23 protein-coding genes are annotated in these 24,033 nt (G+C 61.4%); 11 read left to right on the top strand and 12 right to left on the bottom strand.

What is annotated here, in order from left to right:
* Positions 1 to 7 precede the first annotated feature (7 nt).
* Both ACZRMH_RS02430 and ACZRMH_RS02425 read left to right on the top strand, forming a co-directional pair.
* Complete coding sequence (locus tag ACZRMH_RS02430; protein ID WP_464011996.1) at positions 8 to 691, top strand: ABC transporter ATP-binding protein; 684 nt, start codon at positions 8 to 10, stop codon at positions 689 to 691.
* A complete protein-coding gene (locus tag ACZRMH_RS02425; protein ID WP_464011995.1) occupies positions 691 to 3,195 on the top strand; it encodes an ABC transporter permease in 2,505 nt (834 codons plus the stop codon). Before ACZRMH_RS02430 ends, ACZRMH_RS02425 begins: the two co-directional genes overlap by 1 nt.
* Before the next feature lie 85 nt (positions 3,196 to 3,280).
* Here the strand turns inward: ACZRMH_RS02425 and greB are convergent, their stop codons facing one another.
* Together greB and ACZRMH_RS02415 are read right to left on the bottom strand one after the other, a co-directional pair.
* Positions 3,281 to 3,757: a transcription elongation factor GreB gene (gene greB / locus ACZRMH_RS02420; protein WP_464011994.1), complete on the bottom strand. Its 477-nt coding sequence runs from the start codon at positions 3,755 to 3,757 to the stop codon at positions 3,281 to 3,283.
* 88 nt (positions 3,758 to 3,845) lie between these two features.
* A complete protein-coding gene (locus tag ACZRMH_RS02415; RefSeq protein WP_464011993.1) occupies positions 3,846 to 4,727 on the bottom strand; it encodes a LysR family transcriptional regulator in 882 nt (293 codons plus the stop codon).
* A gap of 136 nt (positions 4,728 to 4,863) precedes the next feature.
* Here ACZRMH_RS02415 and ACZRMH_RS02410 point away from each other — a divergent pair, with 136 nt between their 5' ends.
* The gene (locus tag ACZRMH_RS02410; RefSeq protein ID WP_086796149.1) at positions 4,864 to 5,205 is read left to right on the top strand and encodes a carboxymuconolactone decarboxylase family protein; all 342 of its coding nucleotides are present in this window, start codon (positions 4,864 to 4,866) and stop codon (positions 5,203 to 5,205) included.
* A 33-nt stretch (positions 5,206 to 5,238) separates the two neighbouring features.
* On the opposite strand, the gene ACZRMH_RS02405 is transcribed toward ACZRMH_RS02410, so the two are convergent.
* A complete protein-coding gene (locus ACZRMH_RS02405) occupies positions 5,239 to 6,012 on the bottom strand; it encodes a PAS domain-containing protein (RefSeq protein ID WP_464011992.1) in 774 nt (257 codons plus the stop codon).
* A gap of 145 nt (positions 6,013 to 6,157) precedes the next feature.
* Between ACZRMH_RS02405 and ACZRMH_RS02400 the strand changes: the two genes are divergently transcribed.
* The 4 genes from ACZRMH_RS02400 to ACZRMH_RS02385 all read left to right on the top strand — a co-directional run bounded on the left by ACZRMH_RS02400 (position 6,158) and on the right by ACZRMH_RS02385 (position 11,135).
* On the top strand, positions 6,158 to 7,084 hold the full coding sequence (locus tag ACZRMH_RS02400; protein WP_464011991.1) for a 4-hydroxyproline epimerase: 927 nt from the start codon (positions 6,158 to 6,160) through the stop codon (positions 7,082 to 7,084).
* 49 nt (positions 7,085 to 7,133) lie between these two features.
* Positions 7,134 to 8,081 (top strand): dihydrodipicolinate synthase family protein, encoded by a 948-nt coding sequence (locus tag ACZRMH_RS02395; RefSeq protein WP_464011990.1) that lies wholly within the window; start codon positions 7,134 to 7,136, stop codon positions 8,079 to 8,081.
* 206 nt (positions 8,082 to 8,287) lie between these two features.
* Entirely contained in the window at positions 8,288 to 9,877 is a 1,590-nt protein-coding gene (locus tag ACZRMH_RS02390; RefSeq protein ID WP_464011989.1) for an aldehyde dehydrogenase (NADP(+)), read from the top strand.
* Complete coding sequence (locus ACZRMH_RS02385) at positions 9,870 to 11,135, top strand: NAD(P)/FAD-dependent oxidoreductase (protein ID WP_464011988.1); 1,266 nt, start codon at positions 9,870 to 9,872, stop codon at positions 11,133 to 11,135. The genes ACZRMH_RS02390 and ACZRMH_RS02385 overlap by 8 nt, the downstream gene beginning before the upstream one ends.
* Positions 11,136 to 11,191: 56 nt before the next feature.
* Here the strand turns inward: ACZRMH_RS02385 and ACZRMH_RS02380 are convergent, their stop codons facing one another.
* The 3 genes from ACZRMH_RS02380 to ACZRMH_RS02370 all read right to left on the bottom strand — a co-directional run bounded on the left by ACZRMH_RS02380 (position 11,192) and on the right by ACZRMH_RS02370 (position 13,700).
* Complete coding sequence (locus ACZRMH_RS02380) at positions 11,192 to 11,500, bottom strand: class I SAM-dependent methyltransferase (protein ID WP_464011987.1); 309 nt, start codon at positions 11,498 to 11,500, stop codon at positions 11,192 to 11,194.
* Between the two features lie 243 nt (positions 11,501 to 11,743).
* Positions 11,744 to 12,178 (bottom strand): DoxX family protein, encoded by a 435-nt coding sequence (locus ACZRMH_RS02375; RefSeq protein WP_464011986.1) that lies wholly within the window; start codon positions 12,176 to 12,178, stop codon positions 11,744 to 11,746.
* 103 nt (positions 12,179 to 12,281) lie between these two features.
* Positions 12,282 to 13,700 (bottom strand): MltF family protein, encoded by a 1,419-nt coding sequence (locus ACZRMH_RS02370; protein WP_464011985.1) that lies wholly within the window; start codon positions 13,698 to 13,700, stop codon positions 12,282 to 12,284.
* Positions 13,701 to 13,937: 237 nt separating this feature from the next.
* Between ACZRMH_RS02370 and ACZRMH_RS02365 the strand changes: the two genes are divergently transcribed.
* The 3 genes from ACZRMH_RS02365 to ACZRMH_RS02355 all read left to right on the top strand — a co-directional run bounded on the left by ACZRMH_RS02365 (position 13,938) and on the right by ACZRMH_RS02355 (position 16,798).
* Positions 13,938 to 14,750: a TatD family hydrolase gene (locus ACZRMH_RS02365; RefSeq protein ID WP_464011984.1), complete on the top strand. Its 813-nt coding sequence runs from the start codon at positions 13,938 to 13,940 to the stop codon at positions 14,748 to 14,750.
* Between the two features lie 195 nt (positions 14,751 to 14,945).
* Positions 14,946 to 16,427: a methyl-accepting chemotaxis protein gene (locus tag ACZRMH_RS02360; protein WP_464011983.1), complete on the top strand. Its 1,482-nt coding sequence runs from the start codon at positions 14,946 to 14,948 to the stop codon at positions 16,425 to 16,427.
* 113 nt (positions 16,428 to 16,540) lie between these two features.
* Positions 16,541 to 16,798: a terminase gene (locus ACZRMH_RS02355; protein WP_464011982.1), complete on the top strand. Its 258-nt coding sequence runs from the start codon at positions 16,541 to 16,543 to the stop codon at positions 16,796 to 16,798.
* On the opposite strand, the gene ACZRMH_RS02350 is transcribed toward ACZRMH_RS02355, so the two are convergent.
* The 3 genes from ACZRMH_RS02350 to ACZRMH_RS02340 all read right to left on the bottom strand — a co-directional run bounded on the left by ACZRMH_RS02350 (position 16,799) and on the right by ACZRMH_RS02340 (position 18,748).
* Positions 16,799 to 17,596: an acyl-CoA thioesterase gene (locus ACZRMH_RS02350; RefSeq protein WP_464011981.1), complete on the bottom strand. Its 798-nt coding sequence runs from the start codon at positions 17,594 to 17,596 to the stop codon at positions 16,799 to 16,801.
* 77 nt (positions 17,597 to 17,673) lie between these two features.
* On the bottom strand, positions 17,674 to 18,441 hold the full coding sequence (locus ACZRMH_RS02345) for a CHAD domain-containing protein (protein WP_464011980.1): 768 nt from the start codon (positions 18,439 to 18,441) through the stop codon (positions 17,674 to 17,676).
* Between the two features lie 28 nt (positions 18,442 to 18,469).
* Positions 18,470 to 18,748, bottom strand: a complete 279-nt coding sequence (locus ACZRMH_RS02340) for a hypothetical protein (RefSeq protein WP_016780105.1) — start codon at positions 18,746 to 18,748, stop codon at positions 18,470 to 18,472.
* Positions 18,749 to 18,928: 180 nt separating this feature from the next.
* On the opposite strand from ACZRMH_RS02340, the gene ACZRMH_RS02335 reads away from it, so the two are divergent.
* On the top strand, positions 18,929 to 19,966 hold the full coding sequence (locus ACZRMH_RS02335) for a patatin-like phospholipase family protein (protein WP_464011979.1): 1,038 nt from the start codon (positions 18,929 to 18,931) through the stop codon (positions 19,964 to 19,966).
* On the opposite strand, the gene ACZRMH_RS02330 is transcribed toward ACZRMH_RS02335, so the two are convergent.
* From ACZRMH_RS02330 to kdpC, 3 genes are all read right to left on the bottom strand, one after another.
* Positions 19,933 to 20,634, bottom strand: a complete 702-nt coding sequence (locus ACZRMH_RS02330; protein ID WP_464011978.1) for a response regulator — start codon at positions 20,632 to 20,634, stop codon at positions 19,933 to 19,935. The genes ACZRMH_RS02335 and ACZRMH_RS02330 overlap by 34 nt on opposite strands.
* 36 nt (positions 20,635 to 20,670) lie before the next feature.
* The gene (locus ACZRMH_RS02325) at positions 20,671 to 23,337 is read right to left on the bottom strand and encodes a DUF4118 domain-containing protein (protein WP_464011977.1); all 2,667 of its coding nucleotides are present in this window, start codon (positions 23,335 to 23,337) and stop codon (positions 20,671 to 20,673) included.
* A gap of 133 nt (positions 23,338 to 23,470) precedes the next feature.
* Positions 23,471 to 24,022: a potassium-transporting ATPase subunit KdpC gene (gene kdpC, locus ACZRMH_RS02320; RefSeq protein WP_464011976.1), complete on the bottom strand. Its 552-nt coding sequence runs from the start codon at positions 24,020 to 24,022 to the stop codon at positions 23,471 to 23,473.
* Positions 24,023 to 24,033: the final 11 nt, after the last annotated feature.

The following is a 24,033-nucleotide window of genomic DNA, read 5'->3' as shown; positions in this document are numbered from 1 at the left end:
ATTCTCCATGGGCGAAAGTATTCTCACCGCGCAGAACCTTAGCAAAGTGGTTCCCAGCGCGGAAGGCGAGTTAACCATCCTGCACCCTTTGAGCCTTGAGCTGAACAAGGGCGACAGCCTGGCCATTGTCGGCGCATCCGGCTCCGGCAAGTCCACTTTGCTCGGCCTGCTGGCAGGCCTGGACCTGCCCAGCCAGGGCGAAGTGATCCTCGCCGGGTGTGCCCTGAGCACCCTCGACGAAGACCAGCGCGCACGGGTGCGGGCCGAGCACGTAGGCTTCGTGTTCCAGTCATTCCAGCTGCTCGACAGCCTCAACGCCCTGGAAAACGTCATGCTGCCGCTGGAGCTTGAGGGCCGCAAGGATGCCCGCGAGCATGCCCGCCATCTGCTTGAGCGCGTCGGCCTGGGCCAGCGCCTGAGCCATTCACCGCGCCAGCTGTCCGGTGGTGAGCAGCAGCGGGTAGCGATTGCCCGGGCCTTCGCGGCCAACCCGGACGTGCTGTTTGCCGATGAACCCACCGGCAACCTCGACAGCCACACCGGTGAGCGCATCACCGACCTGCTTTTCGAACTGAACAAGGAAAGCGGCACCACCCTGGTGCTGGTGACCCATGACGAACGCCTGGCTCATCGTTGCCGGCGCCTGATCCGTCTTGAAGCCGGCCATCTGGTCGGCCCTCTGGAGCCCTGATGGCACGCCTGCCGCTGTTGCGCCTGCTGAGTCTGGCCGTACGCCAATTGCTGCGCGATGCCCGCGCCGGTGAGCTGCGCGTGCTGTTCTTTGCCCTGCTGGTCGCGGTGGCGGCCAGTACCGCCATCGGTTACTTCGGTGCCCGCCTCAATGGTGCGATGCTGTTGCGCGCCACCGAATTCCTCGGTGCCGATCTGGTACTCGATGGCAGCGCCCCGGCCCGCGACGAGCAAATCAAGGCCGGTACCGACCTGCAGCTGCAACACGCCCGGGTGGTGGAGTTTGCCAGCGTGATTGCCACCGACAACGGCATCCAGCTCTCCAGCATCAAGGCGGCAGACGATGCCTACCCGTTGCGCGGCGAACTGAAAAGTGCCCCCCAGCCCTATGCCGAAGAACAGTCAGGCGGCGGCCCTGCCACCGGAGAAACCTGGGTTGAAGCCCGGCTGCTGACCGCGCTGGACCTCAAGGTCGGTGATGAGATCGATGTCGGCGCAAAAACCGTACGCATCACCCGCGTGCTGACCTACGAACCAGACCGCGCCGGCAATTTTTACAGCCTGACACCACGGGTACTGATCAATCTGGATGATCTGGAAGCCACCGGCATCGTCCAGCCGGGCAGCCGGGTGACCTATCGCGAGCTGTGGCGCGGGGAGGCACCAGCCCTTGAATCCTATCGCCAGGTGATCAAGCCCGGGCTTGAGGCCAATCAGCGCCTGCTCGACGGCCGTGATGGCAACCAGCAGATCGGCGGTGCCCTGGGCAAGGCCGAGCGCTACTTGAATATGGCCAGCCTGGTGGCGGTGCTGCTCGCGGGCGTGGCCGTGGCCCTGTCTGCCACCCGCTTTGCCAATCGACGCTTCGATGCCAGCGCCCTGCTGCGCTGCCTGGGCCTGTCACGGCGCGAAGCCCTGTTACTGTTTACCCTGCAACTGGCAGTGCTCGGGCTGCTGGCCAGCCTGGCCGGCGCATTGCTCGGCTGGCTGGCCCAGCTTGGCCTGTTTGCCCTGCTGCATGACCTGCTGCCGGCCAATGTGCCTGCTGGTGGCATGATGCCCGCGATCGCCGGCATGGGCACCGGGCTGGTAGCACTGGCGGGATTTGCCTTACCGCCGCTGGCAGCATTGGGCCGCGTGCCACCGTTGCGGGTTTTGCGCCGCGACATGCTGCCGATACCGGCCAGCACCTGGACGGTCTACGGTGCAGCCCTGCTGGCCCTGGGGCTGATCATGTGGCGCATGAGCCTGGATCTGGTACTGACCTTCGCCCTACTCGGCGGTGGGGTGATTGCCGCGTTGGTGCTTGGCGGCATCCTCCTGCTGGGCCTGCAAAGCCTGCGTCGCCTGCTGGCAGGGGCCTCGCTGCCTTGGCGCCTGGGCTTGGGCCAGTTGTTGCGTCACCCGCTGGCAGCCGCGGGCCAGGCCTTGGCTTTTGGCCTGATCCTGTTGTCGATGGCCCTGATCGCCCTGTTGCGCGGCGAGCTGCTCGACACCTGGCAAAACCAGTTGCCCAAGGACGCGCCCAACTACTTTGCCCTGAATATCCTGCCCGCCGACAAGGAGGCTTTTGGCGCCCACCTGATGACTCTTCAGGCCCAGGCAGCGCCGCTGTACCCGGTGATTCCGGGACGGTTGGTCAGCATCAATGGCGAGCCGGTGCAAGATATCGTCAGCAAGGATTCCAGCGGCGACAAGGCCATCCAGCGCGACCTGAGCCTGACCTGGGCCGCCGACCTGCCTGCCGAGAATAAACTGACAGCTGGAAGCTGGTGGGGACCGAAGCCCGACGGCAATGTGCCCGGCGTCTCGGTGGAAGCCAAAGTTGCTGAAAGCCTCAAGCTGAAGCTGGGCGATGTCATGACCTTCACCATTGCCGGGGTCAATCGCGAAGCGCGGGTCACCAGTTTGCGCAGCATCAACTGGGACAACTTCCAGCCCAACTTCTTCATGATCTTCCAGCCCGGCACCTTGCAGGATTTACCGGCCACCTACCTGACCAGCTTTTACCTGGCACCGGGGCACGACAAAGAGATCATCGAGCTGTCGCGTACCTTCCCGGCCGTGACCATCCTGCCCATCGACGCCTTGCTGGAGCAATTGCGCAGCATCCTGGCGCAAGTGACCATTGCCGTGGAATACGTGCTGCTGTTTGTGTTGGCGGCGGGCATGGCGGTGCTGTTCTCCGGCTTGCAATCCACCCTCGATGAACGCATCCGCCAGGGAGCCCTGCTGCGCGCACTGGGGGCCGAGCGGCAACTGCTGGTCAAGGCCCGGCGCATCGAGTTCGGCCTGCTGGGCGCCACTAGCGGCCTGCTCGCGGCGCTGGGCGCCGAATTGGTCAGCCTGGTGCTGTACCGTTTCGCCTTTGACCTGCCGTGGCAGCCGCATCCGTGGTTGTTGCTGCTGCCGGTGCTGGGCGCGGTGATGGTGGGGGGCGCCGGGGTGTTCGGCACTCGCCGGGCGCTCAATGCCAGCCCGTTAACGGTGTTGCGTGAGGGCTAAAGACTGAAAGTGTGGGGCTGGCTTGCTCGCGAAGGTGCTAACTGGATCACTGCCGTCGCGAGCAGGCTCGCTCCCACCTGCTGAGCTAGCTTTTTTCGTAATAAATATCGTTTATCCACCACAGCACTTCCCCGCTCGGGGTCTGCACTGTGGCTTCATCCCCCACTTCTTTCTTCAACAGCGCACGGGCCATTGGCGAATCGATGGAGATGTAATCGTTGCGACCGTAGATTTCGTCATAGCCCACAATGCGGAATTTCTTGACCTCCCCGGCTTCGTTTTCGATCTCGACCCAGGCACCAAAAAACACCCGGCCTTCCTGCTCAGGTGAGTAAGCCACCACCCGCACATCTTCAAGGCGCTTGCGCAGGTAGCGAACCCGGCGGTCGATCTCGCGCAGCAGCTTTTTGTTGTACTGGTAGTCGGCGTTCTCGCTGCGATCACCCAGAGAGGCCGCCCAAGTGACCTTGCGTGTGGTGTCCGGGCGCTTTTCCCGCCACAGGTAGTCGAGCTCCTTTTTCAGGGCTTCATGACCTTCCTTTGTGATGATGTTGGTACTCACTGACGGCTTGTCTCCAGCACGGTTGCATGGGCTCTAGGGGACGTATGTCACCCCGGCGCGACGAAATAAATAAGGGCGCTTGCACAGATCACAAGCGCTGCAGATATCTGGCCTTGACCTGATCGATATAGCGTATGACCGCCGGGGCCTTTTCAAAGCGCCGATAGATCAAGGCCAGCCAGGATGAACCAGCATTACCCTTGATCGTCCGGTAGATCACATTGGGCAAATTCAGATGCCCCACTACCGATTCAGGCACAACCGCCACGCCCTGCGCCAGTGACACCAGCGCAATCACTTCCAGCAGCCCCCCGGGTTGCGGCCCCAGTGTCGGGGAGAACCCTGCGTCGGCGGCGACTTGCAAGGTACCGCTGATTTGCTCCGGCAGAATGAAAATCTCCTGCTGCAGATGCTCGGCCCTGATTTCCGGTAACCCGCAGAGCCAGGAATCCGTGGCCAATGCCAGCACGAAACCCTCCGCATCAAGGCGCAAGGAGGCCACGCCATCAGGCAGAACCATCGGTGCGCGGATATAGCCGATATCCAAACGCCCATCAACAATCATCCCGGGCAGCGATGCCATAGGGCTTTCGCACAGCCTGAGGGTGACATCAGGGTATTCGCGGCTAAAGCCCTGGATCTGCTTTTGCAGTTGCCCCGAATATACCGCTGAGGCGACATAGCCCAACTCGATATGGCCGATTTCGCCACGCCCGGCGCGTTTTGCGCTGCGTTGGGCGAACTCGAATTGGCGCACGGCCGCTTCGGCCTCCCTGACCAGCGCCGCGCCTGCCTCGGTCAGGGTGACTTCGCGCTGCTGGCGAATAAACAGGCGTGTACCCAGTGCCTGCTCCATATCCTGGATCTGACGGCTCAAGGTTGGCGTTGCAATGCCCAGTTGCCCGGCTGCGCGGGTGAAATTGCGCTGCTGGGCGACTTCCAGGAAGTAGCGAAAATGACGAATATCCATAGTTGTGTCAGCTCGGGCTCAGCTCATTTGAGCGTATCGCATAAAAAACTGAGCGGATCGGGCAAATCCGGACCAGATTGAAAGAGGAAACTGAACGAGTCGAAACACTACACCCAACCTGCTCAGGAGTTAACCCATGTTCAATAACTGGTCTGAATTGCTGCCCACCATCCAGAAGGCGTTCGGTGCGCTGGGCAAGAGCAATCCAAAAATGGTCAAGGCCTATATGGCCCTCGGTGAAGCCTCTGCCGAAAACGATGTGCTGGATGCCAAGACCCGCGAGCTGATTTCCATCGCCGTGGCCGTCACCACCCGCTGCGACGGCTGTATCACCGTTCACGCCGATGCGGCAATCAAGGCCGGGGCCAGCCGCGAAGAAATCGCGGCAACCCTGGCAACCGCCATCTCGCTCAATGCCGGTGCGGCCTATATCTACTCACTGCGCGCACTTGAAGCCTACGACACGCTGAAAAAGTAATCCTGCAAGGCAGTGCACCGGGCCACGGACACTTCACTGTGCCGTGGCCTGGCGGTACTGGCGTGGCGTGAAGCCGGTCAGTGCCTTGAACTGGCGGGTAAAAGCGCTGTGATCGGTGTAGCCGCACTGCAGGGCCACTTCAGTAATAGGGAGATCGGTCAACAACAGGCGATGGGCATGTTCCAGACGCACCTTCTGGATCATCTGCCGTGGCGTCAGGTGAAACACCCGCTTGCAATACCGCTCCAGCTGCGCCACGGAAATCCCGGCAATGCGGGTCAACTCGACCAGGGTGACGCGGCGATAGAAATGCGTACGAATATATTCGTCCACCGCTGCCAGCCGCTGATAGGCCGGGTGGGTGTCGCTGGCTGATTGCAGGTCCACGGAAATCCCGGCCAGACCGATGATCTCGCCCTGGCGGTTATACAGCGGGCGTTTGTGGGTCAGGCACCAGCCCGGCTCACGGGTCCCGTACAGATGCAGCTCCAACTGGTCTTCCAGCACCAGCCCCTGCTCCAGCACCTGGCGATCCTGCTCGGTATAACCGGGCCCCAGTTGCGCAGGAAAAACCTCGGCGCTGGTTTTGCCCAGCAGCGGTTGCAGATGCTTCAAGCCACAGCGCTGCACCAGAGTGCGATTGGCCAGGACATAGCGTGCGGCATTGTCCTTGATAAAGATCGCAGCATTGGGGATGGCATCCAGCATCGGCAGCAACAGCGCCACACCCGAGAGCAACTGCTCAAGGCTTTCAGGACGGCTCAGCTCATTGCCCTGGTTCAGGATTGCAAAAGCATTCTGCGTCATCAATCTCACTCTCCCACGTCTGACCAGGCATCGAGCGCCTGCCTGCATTGTGCCGATTTCGTCATCCGCTTCAATGGAAAAGATCAATCGCAAAATGCTTGAACGGCCCACTCTGGCTCCATTGTTCTCATCAATGGGCAGGCCTATGAAACAAGTACATGTCATTGATTCCCACACCGGCGGCGAACCCACCCGCCTGGTACTCAAAGGCTTTCCGCAACTGGCCGGGCGCAGCATTGCCGAGCAGCGCGATGCACTGCGCGACCAGCATGACCAATGGCGCCGGGCCTGCCTGCTGGAGCCCCGTGGCAACGATGTACTGGTCGGCGCGCTGTACTGCGAGCCGGTGTCGGCAGATGCCACCTGCGGCGTGATCTTTTTCAACAATGCCGGTTATCTGGGCATGTGCGGTCACGGCACCATCGGCCTGGTTGCCTCGCTGTACTACCTGGGCCTGATCGAGACGGGCGAGCACAAGATCGACACACCGGTCGGCCCGGTCACCGCCACCCTGCATCCAGACGGCCAAGTCACCGTAGGTAATGTGCCTTCCTACCGCTACCGCCAGCAGGTCGCCGTTGAGGTGCCGGGGCATGGCCAGGTGCATGGCGATATTGCCTGGGGCGGCAACTGGTTCTTCCTGGTTTCCGACCACGGCAAAGCGCTGCAACTGGACAATGTCGAAGCCTTGACCGAGTACACCTGGGCAATGCTCAAGGCCCTTGAGGCCCAGGGCATTCACGGCGAAGACGGTGCCCTGATCGACCATATCGAACTGTTTGCCGACGACGCCCGGGCCGACAGCCGCAACTTCGTCATGTGCCCGGGCAAGGCCTACGACCGCTCACCCTGTGGCACCGGCACCAGCGCCAAACTGGCGTGCCTGGCGGCCGACGGCAAACTGGCACCAGGACAGCCCTGGGTACAGGCCAGCATCACCGCCAGCCAGTTTGTCGGCAGCTATCAATGGCAAGGCGAGCGCATTCGCCCGTTTATTACCGGCCAGGCCTTTATGACTGCCGACAGCATGCTGCTGATCGACGAAAAAGATCCTTTCGCGTGGGGCATTTAAGCCCCTCGCTGTTCACATATCCGAATAAACGACTCGAGGCGTAAGAACAATGAGCGATAACATTTTCACCGGTTGCATGCCTGCCCTGATGACCCCGTGCACCGCCGAGCGCAAGCCGGACTTCGACGCACTGGTGGCCAAGGGCCGCGAACTGATCGAAATCGGCATGAGTGCCGTGGTGTATTGCGGCTCCATGGGGGACTGGCCGCTGCTGACCGAAGCCGAGCGTCAGGAAGGTGTGGCACGCCTGGTGGCTGCCGGGATTCCGACCATCGTCGGCACCGGTGCGGTCAACAGCCGTGAAGCGGTATCCCATGCGGCACACGCTGCCAAGGTCGGCGCCCAGGGCCTGATGGTGATTCCACGCCTGCTGTCCCGTGCCGCCTCGCCTGCTGCGCAAAAAGCTCACTTCGCCGCCATCCTGCAAGCCGCTCCACAGCTGCCAGCCGTGATCTACAACAGCCCTTACTACGGTTTTGCCACTCGTGCCGACCTGTTCTTCGAACTGCGCAGCCAGCACCCGAACCTGATCGGTTTCAAAGAGTTCGGCGGTGCTGCCGATATGCGTTACGCCGCCGAGCACATTACCTCCAAGGACGATGACGTGACCCTGATGGTCGGTGTCGACACCCAGGTGGTGCATGGCTTCGTCAACTGCAACGCCACTGGCGCCATTACCGGTATCGGCAACGCCCTGCCGCGCGAAGTGCTGCGACTGGTGGCCCTGAGCAAGCAAGCGGCCAAGGGCGACCCTAAAGCCCGCCGTCTGGCCCGTGAGCTGGAAGCCGCCCTGGGCGTGCTGTCGTCGTTCGATGAAGGCACTGATCTGGTGCTCTACTACAAGCACCTGATGGCGCTCAATGGTGACAGCGAATACAGCCTGCACTTCAACGACACCGATGCCCTGAGCGATGCCCAGCGCCACTACGCCGAGGACCAGTACAACCTGTTCCGCCAGTGGTACAAAAACTGGTCCGCAGAACAGAACGTCGCCTGACCCGGTACGCCACAGCCAGATGTTGGTCCGTCAAGGAGCATTGTCGGTGCGGGCTTGCTCGCGATACAGACTACGCGGTTTAAAGTTGGGCCGCGTTGCTCCAATCGCGAGCAAGTCGAATCGTCGCACCGCCGCTCCCACAGGGATTGAGCATCCCCACCTTATTGATCGGCATTAGCCCCCAGCCTTTTTTTCAGGAACACGCCATGACTCTGACAGGCAATATGCTGATCGGTCAGCAAGCCATCACCGGTAACCGCGAAGCGATCCGGGCGATCAACCCTGCCACCGGCACTGTGCTCGAACCGGCTTACCCCGGCGGCAGCGGCAAACATGTCGAGCAGGCGTGCGCCCTGGCCTGGGAGGCTTTTGACCGTTTTCGCGAGACACCACTGCAAACTCGCGGCACTTTTCTAGAGACCATCGCCGATGAGATCGAAGCCATAGGTGATGAACTGATTGACCGCGCCGTCAGCGAGTCCGGCCTGCCCCGCCCGCGTATCCTCGGTGAGCGCGGACGCACCTGCCAGCAACTGCGTACCTTTGCCCGTACCGTGCGCGCCGGGGAATGGCTGGATGTGCGCGTCGATAATGCGCTGCCTGAGCGCCAGCCCCTGCCCCGCGCAGACCTGCGCCAGCGCCAGGTACCGCTGGGGCCGGTGGCCGTGTTCGGCGCCAGTAACTTCCCGCTGGCCTTCTCCGTGGCGGGTGGCGACACCGCATCGGCGCTGGCGGCAGGCTGCCCGGTGGTGGTCAAGGCCCATAGCGCCCACCCCGGCACCAGCGAACTGGTTGGCCATGCGATTGCCCGCGCCGTGAAAAAATCAGGTCTGCCTGCCGGTGTGTTTTCCCTGTTGTTCGGCTCCGGCCGCGAAGTGGGTGTGGCTCTGGTCAGCGACCCACGTATCAAGGCTGTCGGTTTCACCGGCTCGCGCAGTGGCGGCATCGCGTTGTGCAAAGTAGCGGCCGCTCGTCCCGAACCCATTCCGGTGTATGCGGAGATGAGTTCGATCAATCCGGTGTTGCTCTTCCCAGCTGCGCTGCAGGCTCGCGGCGAAGCACTGGCGCAGGGTTTCGTTGCTTCGCTGACCCAGGGTGCAGGCCAGTTTTGCACCAACCCGGGGCTGGTTATTGCACACCAGGGCCCGGCACTGGATACCTTTATCAGCACCGCTGCCAGACTTGTCCAGCAGAGCCCGGCACAGACCATGCTCACGCCCGGGATTTTTCAGGCCTATGAGACCGGTATTGGCTCGCTGCAGGAACTGAGCAGTGCACAAGAAGCCGCTGCCGGTTTGCAGGGGGAGACGCCAAACCAGTGTCAGGCTCACCTGTTCGTGACCCAGGCCAGGGACTTCCTCGCCGACCCTGCATTGCAAGCCGAAGTATTCGGTGCTGTATCGCTGGTGGTGCAATGCGCCGATGAGCATGAGGTGCGCCAGGTACTCGAGCACCTTGAAGGCCAATTGACCATCACCCTGCAACTGGATGATGCCGACCTCGACAGTGCCAGGGCCTTGCTACCGACCCTGGAACGCAAGGCCGGGCGCCTGCTGGTCAATGGCTGGCCAACGGGGGTTGAAGTGTGCGACGCGATGGTCCACGGCGGGCCGTTCCCGGCTACCTCGGACACCCGTACCACGTCGGTCGGGACTGCTGCCATCCTGCGTTTCCTGCGCCCGGTCTGCTATCAGGACTTCCCCGACAGCCTGCTGCCGACCGCACTCAAGCACGCCAATCCTCTGCACGTGCGCCGCCTGCTCGATGGCCACAGAGAAGTACTGGAAAATGCCTGATCACTTCGACTCGAATACAGCCGACATTGCCGTCGTCGGCGCCGGCATTATCGGTGTCGCCTGTGCCCTGCAACTGGCGCGTCAGGGCCAGCGGGTGGTGGTCATCGACCCTCAGCAACCGGGCCACGGCGCCTCGTACGGGAATGCCGGGCACCTGGCCACTGAGCAAGTGTTTCCGATTGCCGACCTGTCGATTCTCAAACGCTTGCCGGCCATGCTGATGGACCCGATGGGCCCACTGCGCCTGGACTGGAAATACATGCCCCGCGCCCTGCCGTGGTTTACCCGCCTGCTGCTTAACCTGCGACCGGCGCCGTTTCAGCGCACCGTGGCCGGTATTCGTGCCCTTAACGAAAGCAGCCTGGGTGCCTGGCACCGGCTGCTGGAGGGCATTGATTGCCCGGGCCTGATGAGGGAGGACGGCTCGTTGCTGGTCTTCGAACGCCCCGAGTCCCGCCAGGTACTCCATACACTGCAAACACGTATGCGCCAACAGCAGGTACCGGTGGAGTTCTGGCAGGCCAAGACCGTACGCGAGACTGCGCCACAATTGAGCGAGCAGATTCAGGGCGGGTTGTTTTTCCCGGCCACGGGGCACTTTATCGACCCCTACCGCGTGGTCTGCGAACTGGTAGAAGCTGCCAAAAAATGCGCCGTGCAGTTTCTCCAACAGCAGGTAACCGGCGCGCAAGTGAGTGAGGCAGGTGTTTCTCTGGTTACCGCTCAGGGCCGGGTGACCGCCCGCCGGGTCGTGATTGCCTGCGGCGCCCACTCGGCCAAACTTACCGCTGCCCTCACCGGCAAGAAAGTCCCGCTGGATACCGAACGCGGGTACCACCTGATGCTGCCGCACGAGCATGAGCGGCTGCCGTTTGCCGTCACCTCGCTGGAGCGCAAGTTCATCATGACGCCGATGACCGATGGCCTGAGACTGGCAGGTACGGTCGAGTTTGCCGGGCTACAGGCCCCGCCCAGCATGGAGCGCGCCTGGCAGTTGCATCGCCTGAGCAAAGGGTTGTTTCGTGAGGATTTGAGCGCTGCAGGGGCCACGCCGTGGATGGGCTTTCGGCCATCGCTGCCTGACTCGCTGCCAATCATAGACCGGGTGTGCGACGGCAAGGTGCTGCTTGCTTTCGGCCATCAGCATCTGGGCCTGACGCAGGCGGCGGTGACGGCGGAGCTGATTGCGCAGTTGGCGGGGGCGACCAGCGCCCATGCACTACCTGAGCTGCAACCTTACCGGCTGGAGCGTTTTTGATACAGAGCTCGCTGCCTTCGTTCCTCGGCAGCGACTACAGGTCCAGTTCCCAGGGTTCAACGCAGGGTGATCAAGCCCTGCCGACAAACACGAGTCAGATTGCGAATCACCCGCTCGGCATTTTCTGCACAGGGGGACTGGATCACCGCCAGGTCAAAACTGTCAGCGGCAAAACGCTCCAGTTGATCACCCTCTTCCACAAACTGGATCAAAAACGCCGTGGCCCGACCTTTGCGCCGTGGCCAGCCATCGAGATAACGCAGCAAGGTAGGCTGGTGTTTACCACCCAGAAGGATTTTTGGATTGCGCAAGGCAGGGCTGGCCGAGATTGGCGCAAGACGTACAAGGGGACGTGGGTGACTCATGTGTCGGTTCTCCGCCTCAAGTTTCTGCGTGGCAGGTGAGAGGCAACACCGAACCAGCGCTTTAGCGGTATTTCAAGGCCTGTTACAAGCCTCTTAGACGGTCTGTGACCCTCTGGCGCCCCGCAAGTAGCTGTTTAAATCGGCGCAAGAAAACATCCTAGATAAACCTGCTTCCACCTGTCAACAGTCATGTAAAACGAAAAAGACCCGCTCTGGGCAGGCCTTTTGCTGAACATCCGGTTTTCAGTCGGCAATTGCACGATCAAGGGACAACCTGCCTGCACCTTCGATCAATACCGCTAGAGTGCCGCCCAGCAACGCCAGAGCGAATTCATAGCCATTGTTGGCCATAAACAGGCCGTTGCTGATGTGCACAGAGAAAATCGCCACCAGCAAGGTGAACGTCAAACCCAGTGCCGCAGGTCGGGCCAACAGGCCGACAATCAGCGCCAGACCACCAAAGAACTCGGTGCCACCGGCCAACGCGGCCATCAGCGTGCCCGGCGCCAGACCAATGCTTTCCATCCATTGCGCCGTACCGGCCAGGCCACCGCCGCCAAACCAGCCAAACAGTTTTTGCGACCCGTGGGCGGCAAAGATGATGCCCACAAAAATACGCAGCACCGTCAAGCCATACCCTGCACGGCTACCCAGAACGGTATCGATCAATTTGCTCATGGTGAAATCCTTTAGGTCATCAGTTGGGGAATGCTCGCCATACTAATCAGTTTTTATAATGTTAAAAGCCGAATAAACCGGGAATTACAATCAACTTCTTCGATTATTTGCGTAAGACCCGCTCAGCTTTTTTGGGCTCCAGCGAATCCCGTTCCCGATCAAAGGCCAAATAGTACTTGTTAACACTATTAACATAGCTGACAGCGCCCATTCCCACCTGCTCCATGGCAATCCGCTCCACCTGAAAGAACCACTGATTGGGGTTCAGGCCACGTCTTTTGGCCTCGGCACGCATGCCTTGCACCCGCTCGGGGCCCATGTTGTACGCCGCCAGCACGAAGGCCATACGCTCGCGCTCGTTAAGCCTGGGGCTGGCAAAGAATTTACGCCGGATCATCGCCAGGTATTTGGCCCCGGCCTGCACGTTGTTGTCGACGTTCTGAATATTGCGCACGCCCACCCGCTGCGCAGCAGAAGGGGTGATTTGCAGCAGACCGGTCGCCCCGCCGGTGCCTTTGGCATCGGGGTCGAGGGTGGATTCCTTGAATGCCAGCGCCGCCAGATTCAGCCAGTCCATGCCTTGCTGCTGCGCATGTTTCTGCAACACTGGACGCAGTTTCTCAAGCTGCTGACGATCGGCCCTGTCCAGCGGGTAATGCACCCGATACAAACGCCGGTAGACCCGTTCAAAGGCTACATCCTGATCGGCCGGGGCCTTATAGCCATCGAGAAAGCGGTCGATACTGGCACGCAACATCGAAGCATCGCGGCGCACATACCAATGCATGGCTTCGGGCTCGCTGACCAGCACCTTGCGATCAAAACGCAGCTTGGGCATCAGCGTGGCCCAGCGCTCGGCAATTGGCCGCTCGACAATGGTCAGGTGAAAAATACCGGCCTGCACCATCTCCAGCACATCTTCCACGGCCAGGGTCGGGTCTACCCATTCGATCTTCACGGGCGGCAATTTGCGCAGCGCCAGTTTCTGATTGATCAGATTGACCGATGCGCCAGCGGCACTGCCGGTGGTCAACGCCACGGTGCGGCCCGACAGTTGCTCCAGGCGGGTAAAACGGCGCTCACCCTTGACCCCGACCAGCAGCAAGGGCACATCGTCAACGATCGGATCACTGGCGCTGATGGCCCGGCTGGGCTTGAAGTCGATCAACTCACCCGGAGCGACCACATCGCCCTCGCCGCGAGACAAGGCACCCAGCAGCTGGTCCTTGGCCTTGGGAATGATCTTGAGGGTAATTTCCTGACCGTCACGGGCGTGACTGTTGAGGTAGCGCTCAAAGGCACGCAGCCTGTGATATTCAACGCCAATGGCCTGGCCCTGCACTTCGCCGGAGCTGTTGCGGCTCTGGTTGACCAGCACGCGCAGCACCTGACTGCTGCGAATTTGCGCCAGATCGCGGACCAGACTTGGCTGCCCGACCTGCAAGGGTCCAGCCAGGCGTGCCAGTGCCGGGAGTGGCAACAGCAGCAGGCACAGCGCAATCAATAGCGTCGGTCTTGTCATCCGTTCTCCGGAAAGAATACAGCCCAGCACCCTGTCGGATTTCCCGACAACCGGTTACCCCAATTGAGGCTTTCAAGCGCTGGAATCAGCGCGCAAAACAGTCAATGCGTCCTTTAAACAACCGGGCATTGCGTTGTTGCGGCATTCAAAGACAACCATAACTGTCTGTAGTTCTTGGTTTTTCTTGTAAATCTACAGCTCTGATATGCTTCGTGGCCTGTGGCCTGAGGTAAAACCATGCAACTCATTGATATCGGCGTCAACCTGACCAACCCAAGCTTCGACGGCAAACACCAGGCCGTGCTGGACCGCGCTTACGCAGCCGGGGTGTGCCAATTGGTACTGACCGGCACCAGCGTGGAAGGCAGCGAACAAGCCTTGCAACTGAGCCGCGAGCTGGACGAAAGCGGCCAGCGGCTGTTCTCGACTGCCGGTATTCACCCGCACTCGGCCAGTGACTGGAACGGCGACAGCGCCCGCCAGTTGCTGGCCTTGCTCAAGGAGCCAGGCGTGCGCGCCGTGGGTGAGTGCGGGCTGGATTTCAACCGTGATTTCTCGCCGCGCGCCCAGCAAGAAAAAGTGCTGGAAGAACACCTGGCCATGGCGGTGGACCTGCAATTGCCGGTGTTTGTGCATGAGCGTGATGCCAGCCAGCGCTTGCTGGAGATCTTGCGTGATTTCCGTGACCGCTTGCCGGCGGCTGTGGTGCATTGCTTCACCGGGGAGAAAAAGGCCCTGTTCAGTTACCTGGACATGGACCTGCACATCGGCATTACCGGCTGGATTTGCGACGAACGCCGTGGCACCCACCTGCACCCGCTGGTACGCGACATCCCGCGTGGCCGCCTGATGCTGGAAAGCGACGCGCCGTACCTGCTGCCGCGCACCCTGCGGCCCAAGCCGAAAAATGGCCGCAATGAACCGGCTTACCTGACGGACGTGCTGCGCGAAGTGGCGCTACATCGTGGCGAAAGCGAGCAGGACCTGGCCGAACACACCACAGCGTGCGCGCGGGCTTTTTACGGGTTGCCGGTGCTGGCTGATAACTGACGTCCCCTCTGTGGGAGCGGGCTTGCTCGCGATGGCAGACACGGTTTGTCTGAATCACCGCGTTGATGCCATCGCGAGCAAGCCCGCTCCAACAGAGAAACAGTGTTGACCCATATCAACAAGATCGTCACTGAATAGCGGCACAATGATGGCACCTTGCCAATATTGTTTGCGCCAAATCAGAGAAGACCTCCCATGGGTACCTGGCTTAGCAACATCTCGCTCAAATACAAATTCTGGGCCGTCAATGCGGTGGCCTTTGTCACCACCCTGCTGCTGGTGCTCTATGCCGTGCAGCTTGAGCAGCAGTCGCGCAGCAAAGCCGCCCAGGCCAACGCTCAAGCTCAAGCGCAATTGCTCAGTGCCTGGCCTGCCGGGCAAGCCCTGCCTCAGGCCGGGTATTTGCTGCGCCTTGAGCCCGGACACCCCCCCAGTGTCAATGATCAACCGCTGCCCCAACTGACCGCAGCCAATGGCTGGGTTGCAATCAATCCCATGCCATTGTTCGGCCGCGACCTGCTGCTGGGCGCCGATGTGCTGACCCGCGACGACGGGCAAAAAATCGCCGTCCTGGCCTACACCCCAAGCCTGGCCCAAGTGTTTGTCGAGCGGTTGCCCAACTATGCCGCCGCCGTACTGATACTGATGCTGGCCATGCTCTGCGCCTCGCAACTGCTGATCCGTTTTCTGCTCAGCCAGCTCAACACCCTCAAGGATGTGATGCTGCATGTGGAGAAAACCGGCGACCTGTCCGCCCGGGTGCCTTTGGCCTGTACCGATGAAGTCGGGCAGATGGCCAGTGCCTTTAACGCCATGCAGGCCGGCTACCAGCGGGTCGTCAACACCGTGGCCGAAACCGCCGCGCAACTGGACGCCGGCGCCGCGCGCCTGGCCAGCAGCATGGATGAGGTACGCCACGGCATGCTCGGTCAGCAAAGCGAGACCGATCAGGCCGCCACCGCCATCAATGAGATGTCGGCCACGGTCTACCATATCGCCCAACATGCCGGTGCCACCCGCGACCTGTCGCAAACCGCAGACGACCTTGCCGGCAGTGGCCAGCAGGTGGTCAGCCGCGTGCAGCAATCCATCGCCAGCCTGTCTGCCGGGGTGCAAACCACCGCCGAAATGATTCAACAACTGGCTCAGGACAGTCAGAAGATTAACGGTGTGGTCAGTGTGATTCACAGCATTGCCGAACAAACCAACCTGCTGGCATTGAACGCGGCCATTGAAGCCGCCCGCGCTGGCGAGATGGGCCGCGGCTTTGCCGTGGTCGCCGATGAAGTGCGGCACCTGGCCAAGCGCGTACAAACCTCCACAGACGAAATCACCGCCATGGTTGCAGCCTTGCAGGCCGGCACCCGTGACGCCGTGGACTTTATGCAGGAAAGCTCGTTCAAGGCCGACGACTGCGTGCAGCAAGCCCAGGAAGCAGGCGTAGCACTGGCTGAAATCACCCATGCCGTGGCACAGATGCGTGAAAGCAATACGCAAATTGCCGTGGCCGCCGAACAGCAAAGCCAGGTGGCTGAGGAGATGAACCGGGCGGTGGTGAGCATTCGTGATGTCACCGAAAACACCGTGCAACAGACCGTTGATTCGGCCACCACCAGTAATCAGTTGGCGACCCTGGCCGGCGAGCTGAACCGGGCAATTGGCCAGTTAAAGCTATAGGTATCTGGCTATAAGGCCAATAGCCATTGTTGATTCGCCGTGGATTAACCTCGGCCCTATTCTTTGTTTATCCGGTTCAGCCGAGGCTGAACCCCAGAACAAGGAGAGCAATCATGGGCAAACGTCATCCAAATCTACCGGCCTGGCAGTGGCGCTCCAACCCGCAGGGCCAGCACAGCACTGCCCATCAGGCCATCAACCTGATCGCAGTCCCTATGCTGGTAGTGGCCTTTCTGCTGCTGGTGTCTGGCGTGTTCAGTGAAAATGCCACCAGCGCAGTAATCGGTCTGGTTGCCTTGTTTGCAGCGCTGATCCTGCAACACCAGGGTCGCAAGCTCGACGACGCGACGCGCAACAGCCAGCAGTTCTGACTATCCGAAAACTGCCACCGTCTGGCGGCTGATCGCAATAAGCTCGCCACCCGGAGCCCAAAGATTGGCCGCCACATGGCCGTAGCCGTCACGGGCATGCTCGATGACGGCCAGGTACTTGCACCACTCCAGGGTACTGGCCTTGGGCAGTGGCTGCACAAATTCGATGGTCCAGGTCAGCGTGCTGCCCGCTGTCGGCTTGTTCAGCAACGGCAACAGTGCGGGTGGCCAGGTATCCACCAACGCCAGCAAATGGGTTTCGGTCAGAGGTTCGTCCTCAACCTCACCGTCAAAACGCACCCAACCGCCCATTTCCCGCGTTCCACGACCGGTAAACGGCAGTGCGCCCACGGCCCAGGCCATCGACATATGGCGCATGAATTCAGGGGTAACACCCTTGATATAGGGTAATAGCGGGCATTCTTCGGGCGCCTTCATTTCAGGAGCGAGCAAGCCGTCAACGCTGACGGCCGACTCCCGTGACGCGCCAAAACTGCCCTGTACCAGCGTCACCACCTGACCGTCTTGCACGGCGCGGCCGAGGACCTGACTGACCGCCTTGCCCTCGCGCAGCACCTCGACCTCAAAACGGATCGGCACATCCGCGGCAACCGGGCCCACAAAGCTCACCGCCAGCGAACGCAAAGCCCGTTCAACAGACACTTGCGCGCGCATGGCTTCGTACTGCAAAGCCACCACCAGCCCGCCAAAACAGGCACGGCCCTGGCCCCAATCTGCCGGGATGGTGACGTCCAGTGGCGTTGTACGTACTGCCGCAACCAATTCGCGAAACTGCATAGGCACCTCGAAACAGATAAATATGACGGGATACTACCCATCCATCTGAGTCTGCACAGTGCTATATCGGCCAAAGATCAGGAGCGAAAGCAGGCGGCGCTCAGTTTGATCAGTGCCTTGTCAGCCCGTTTTTCGCCGTGCTCCAGGGTGGCCTGCCACTGCGCAACACATGGTTGCAAATCGGCCTGTTGCCCGGCCTGCAGCAGCCACTGCCAGGCATCGTGCCACTCGCCCAGGGCCTGTTGCGCTCCCTTCAAACGCGCCAGAACCAGCGGCGACAACTGATTCAGCTCAGGGTAGGCCTCAGCTGCATAGCGCACCCGCTTGATCAGCAACCTGACACGGTGGCGGTCATGGCCCGGGTCATTGAGGGCCTTTTCCAGGGTTTGCCACTGTTTCTCCAGTACCTTTTCAATGCGCTGACGCAAACCACGCAACATGCCTTCACGCTCGGCAGCCCGCAGAAAACGCGGGAACACATCGAGGATCATCAGCAACTGGGTCAGTTGCTCGCTATCAGCGACCCGGGCATAACTGCCGGACAATTGCTGCAAGCGGCGTTGCGCCTGGGTCGTGTAACCATGCTTGTGCAAATGCGCAGCCAGCACTTCAAGGTCGCGCAACGGCGTGGTCAAAACCCCGACCTGAGACGCTGACATTTCCAGTTGCACCACCCCCGGCAGCCCGCGCAATGGCCGTAACAGGCTGCGCAAGCGGCGCACCGTGGTACGCAGGTCGTGCAGGGCCTCCGGGTCCGTATCGGCCTCCAGACGCGCCTGGCAGGCCAGCAACTTGACCTCCAGACGCACAATATTGGCCACTATCCGGTCAACCAGCTCAGACATCCTCACCCTCCCCCATTACCGCGACGGCTCAACGCCCGGCGCGGGATTCACGAATATAGAAACGCGCCTTTTCGGCTTTTTTGGTGCAGCCCTCAAAGGCTTCGAATTGCTGCTGGGTTTTGGCCGCGGTCAGCAAGGACAAGGCCTTGGAGTAGCTGACCGTACCGGCAAAGCCCTCAGCCTTGGCCAGGTCCAGCTCATGCCAGGCCGCATCCAGGTTGGTTGCACAGGTGTCGCGGTAGGCTTTGGTCCCCGCACAACCAGCCAATGCCAGGGCAATCAACGGCACACAAATCCATGCTTTCATGGTGTTTCCCTCAAAGATTAATTGTTCAGTGCAGTCTAAGACGAACAATCCGCATAAAAGTGCCACAACCAAACGCCAACAAACCCTAGCCTAGCTTGTGGATACGAGTTCATCCGCAAAGCTGTCACTACACTTAACAAAAAGGCATTGTGAGTGTCTGTCAGGGGGAAGGGGCCGCTCATGAAAAAACGTATTGCATTGGTATTGGGCTCAGGGGGCGCCAGGGGCTATGCCCATATTGGCGTGATCGAAGAACTCGAAAGCCGCGGCTATGACATCGCCTGTATCGCCGGCTGCTCCATGGGCGCGGTGGTGGGCGGAATTTACGCGGCCAGCAAGCTTGACCAGTATCGCGACTGGATTCAAAGCCTGGATTACCTCGATGTGTTGCGACTTGTGGATGTGAGCTTTCGCCTGGGGGCGATTCGTGGTGAAAAAGTCTTCGGCCAGATCCGCAATATCGTCGGCGAAATCAATATTGAAGACCTGCGTATCCCCTACACCGCTGTTGCCACCGACCTCACCCATCAGCAGGAAATCTGGTTTCAGGAAGGCTGCCTGCACCAGGCCATGCGCGCCTCGGCGGCGATTCCCAGCCTGTTTACCCCGGTGATGCAAGGCAACCGTATGCTGGTCGACGGCAGCCTGCTCAACCCGCTGCCGATCGTGCCGGTGGTGTCCAGCCACTGCGACCTGATCATTGCCGTCAACCTCAACTCAACCCATCAGAGTAACTACCAGCTACCCGTTATCCAGCGCCCTGCGGCCTTCAAGGGGCGCTTTGACAACCTGATGAGTTCGCTGGGTTCGCGCATGCCGTTTCGCAACAGACATGCCGAGCAGTTGCTCAATCTGGAACAGGAAATGCTCGCCCCCCTGGCCGAACCACTGAGCAACCCCTGGCTCGACTCGACTCAACCCGCCCGGCCTGCCACTGAAGAAGGCTCGCCCAAATCAGCCACCGGCTCGGTAATTATCGACAACGTTGGCCCGGCCTCACTGCTGGATTTGATCAACCAGAGTTTCGAGGTGATGCAAACCTCTCTGGCGCAATACAAGATCGCCGGTTACCCGCCCGATATCCTGATCAACGTGCCCAAGCGGGTATGCCGCTTTTTCGAGTTTTACAAAGCCGCAGAGCTGATTGAACTGGGCCGGATGATTGCCAAAGACACCCTCGACCGTTACGAAAAGGATGCAGGATCCAGCAACCGGTAACCAACCCCGGCTTCGGTTACGATAAACCGCGGCCGGGTCGGATCATCCGCCAGTTTCTGGCGTAAATGGCCAACCACGATGCGCAGGTAATGGCTGTTCTCGGTATGGGTCGGCCCCCAGATATCCTTGAGCAATTGCTGCTGGGTGATAACGCGACCGGGGTAGCGCGCCAGTTGCGCCAGCACTGCGTACTCCTTACGGGTCAGGGCTACTTCAACACCATCGAGCAAGACACGGCGAAAGGCCAGGTCGACGGTCAAGGGGCCAAGCTCCAGCGCGGACTCCTGAACTTCACCCACAGGGGCCTGACGCAGCAAGGCACGAATGCGCGCCAAAAACTCCTGAATGCCAAAGGGCTTGGTCACGTAGTCGTTGGCCCCGCCGTCCAGCGCCTGGACTTTCTGCGCTTCACTGGCCCGTACCGAAAGCACCAGCACCGGCACACCGGACCATTCGCGAAACTCGCGCAGCACCTGCTGGCCGTCCATATCCGGCAAGCCCAGGTCCAGCACCAGCACATCGGGGCGCCTGAGCGCAGCCTGGCTCAGCCCTTCGGCACCGGTCGCGGCCTCCAGTACGGTGTAGCCCTGGGACACCAGACTGATACGCAGGAATTTGCGGATCTGCGGTTCGTCGTCGATGACCAAAATGGTCGCGCTCTGGCTCATGGCTTGTTGTCGCGGTAAAGGAATGGGCAAAGAGTATCAGTCTTCACGTTCTGCCTCTTCATTCTCAACGCCAGGCTGCACACTCAGCGGCAGATACAGGGTGATGCAGGTGCCCAGCCCGCCAATGCCCTCACCCACCGTGATGCGCCCACCGTGGGCACCCACCATGCCCATGCAGATGGCCAGCCCCAGCCCCGTACCCTGGCCGCCGCGATCGCCACGGGCAGCGGTGTAGAACATGTCGAAAATCTTCGCCCGGTCTTCCTCGGGAATACCCGGCCCCTGATCACTGACGGCAAACCACAGTTCCTGGTCATCGGCCCCAGCGGTCAGCTGCAACTGACCTTGAGCCGGTGAAAAGCGTGCGGCGTTTTCCAGCACATTGACCAGTGCCTGCTCGATCAAGGCGCCATGCACATGCAGCAGCGGCAATTGCGCCGGCACATCCACCTGCACCTGCAAGGGCGCCAGCACCGCACGCAAGCGGTTCAGGGCGCTGCCGGCAATGTCGGCAGGCGATACCCAGTCACGGGCCAGCTTCAGGGCACCGTGGCCCAGGCGGGTCATATCCAGCAGGTTCTGGATATAGCGATCCAGGCGCTCGGCCTCATCGCGGGTGCCTTCGAGCAGCTCGCGGCGGTCAGCCAGCGGGATCGCTTCAGCCAACGCCAGCAAGGTGTCGATACTGCCGCGCATGCTGGTCAGCGGGGTGCGCAGGTCATGGGACACCGACGCCAGCAGCGCGCTGCGCAACTGCTCGGTTTCGCCGTGCAGGCGGGCGGCTTCGAGGTCCTGGACCAGACGCGCCCGGGCCAGCGCCTGGGCCAGGGGCTGACTGAGGGCCATCAGCAGGCGCCGACGTTGGCCGCTGAGTTGCTGCCCCGCTTTCGGACACACGCCGAGCAAGGCCAACGGCCCTTCTTCAGCGCTGATCGGCCACCACCACCAACGGCCCATCGGCAATGTCCCGGTGCCTTTGCCCGCTGGCTGATCATGGGTCCAGGCCCAGTCCGCAGCGGCGCGCTCGGCTTCAGAAAACTGCAGTGGCCCACCGTTTTCAACATCCCAGCCACCATTGCCATCGCGGTTGAGCAGGCACACATCCAGCTCTTTCCAGCCGCTCAAGTGCTGCCCGGCGGCATTCACTACGGCCTTGCGGTCGGTGGCGGCAGTGAGCTTGCGCGACAGGTCGAGCAGCTCGGTGGTTTCTTGCTGGGTATCACGCAAGGCCTGCAATTGCCGACGCTGGCGGGCCGCCAGTTTGCCGGTGAGCGCCGCCATCAGCAGAAAGAACAACAGGGTCAGCACATCTTCTTCGCGCTGGATGCTCAATGAGAAGTTGGGCGGGATAAACAGAAAATCATAGGCCAGAAAGGACAGCGCAGCACAGGCCAGCGCCGGCCCAAGGCTACTGCGCACCGCGACCAGCAAAACGGCGGCAAGAAACACCAATGAGATATTGGGCAGCGCCAGCACACTGGACACCCCCCAGGCCAGGGCGCTGGCCAGTACCGTGGCAACCACCGCCAGCCCGTAGTCAAACCACACCAGCGAGTGCTCCGGGCGGCTGACGGTGGGCGCTGGGGATTGCTCATTGTCGAGCACGTTGATTTCCAGGCCGTGAGCATCGCGCAACAAGCGCGCTGCCAGCCCGCCACCAAACAGGCGGCGGCGCCAGGTCAGCCGTGACTGGCCCACCAGCAGCAAGCTGGCGCGACGTTCGCTGGCGTGCTGGATCAGGGTTTTGGCCACTTCACCGGCGCGCAGCACTACCACTTCCCCACCCAGGCGCTCGGCCAGTTGCTGGGCGCTTTGCAGGCGCAGGCGCGACTGCTCGTCGCGCGCCGTGCCGTTGTCCACATGCACCAGGCTCCAGGGCAAATGCCTGCGCTCGGCAACCCGGCTGGCGTGGCGCACCAGGCGCTCGGCATGCATATCGCCATCGATCCCCACCAACAAGCGGCCGCGCAGCGCCGGGGCCGATTGCCCCTGCTGGCGATAGCCCTTGTCCAGTTCATCGTCGACATACACCGCCGCCGTCTGCATCGCCAGTTCGCGCAGGGCGTTGAGGTTGGTCTGGCTGAAAAACGCATCGATCGCCGCCCGCGCCTGCTCCGGCACATACACCTTGCCCTCGCGCAACCGCTCCAGCAGCTCCCGGGGTGGCAAGTCGATCAGCAGCAGTTCATAGGCTTCCTGCACCACCCAGTCCGGCACGGTTTCACGCACTTGCACCCCGGTGATGCCGCGCACCTGATCATTGAGGCTTTCCAGGTGCTGGACGTTGACCGTGGTGTACACGTCGATCCCGGCGGCCAGCAACTCCTGCACATCCTGCCAGCGCTTGGCATGGCGGCTGCCGGGGGCGTTGCTGTGGGCCAGCTCATCGACCAGCACCAGTTTGGGTCTGGCTGCGAGCAAGCCGTCGAGGTCCATTTCTTCGAGCTGCACACCGCGATATTCCGAGCGCAGCATCGGCTGTTGGAGCAAACCGTTGAGCAGTGCTTCGGTTTCAGCCCGGCCGTGGGTTTCGACCACCCCCGCGAGTACTTCGACGCCCTGACGCAGTTGCGTGTGAGCTGCTTGCAGCATGGCGTAGGTCTTGCCCACACCAGGTGCCGCGCCTAGAAACACTTTGAGCCGGCCACGGCCTGGGCGTGGTAGATCGGCTAGCAGCGCGTCGGCGCGGGCAGAATGAGTCATGGGGGGGTCCTGTGTATGTACGACCTGTGGGAGCGGGCTTGCTCGCGATGGCATCACGGCGGTTTGCCTGACAAAACGCGTCGACTGCATCGCGAGCAAGCCCGCTCCCACAGGATCAAGGTCAAGATCGAAGTCAGTTGTTAAGCTGCGCCAACGCCTGATTCAGCAGCAATACGTTAACCACCGGCGGGCCCACCAGCGGCTGCTCGATATGCTCTGCCACAAGCTGCTCAACAGCCTGCACCGGCAGATTGCGGGCGGCAGCGACACGGGCTAGTTGATAGCGTATTGCCGCTGGTGGCAAGTGCGGGTCCAGCCCGCTGCCCGAAGTGGTCAGCAACGCCAGTGGCACCGGGCCCTGATCGCTAACCGCAAGCTGGGCCGCGCTGTCCTTGATCCGTGCAGCCAGTGCCGGGTTGCTCGGCGCCAGGTTGCTGGCCGAGCTGGCCACGGTGGCAAACGCCCCCGCCGATGGCCGCGGATGAAACCAGCTATCGCCGGTAAAATCCTGGGCGATCAACGCTGATCCCAGCACCTTGCCAGCACTGTCGCGCAGCAAACTGCCGTTGGCCTGTTCCGGGAACGCCAGTTGCGCAATCCCGGTCACGGTCAGCGGGTAAACCACGCCGGTAATGGCGGTCATCAACAGCATCAGGCTCAGGGCCGGGCGTAATAAAGTAGTCATGGTGCCTCCAG

It is taken from the genome of Pseudomonas sp. B414 (assembly GCF_055408445.1).
Note: the sequence above shows the minus strand (reverse complement) of the source record. Positions and strands in the feature narration are given on the sequence as shown.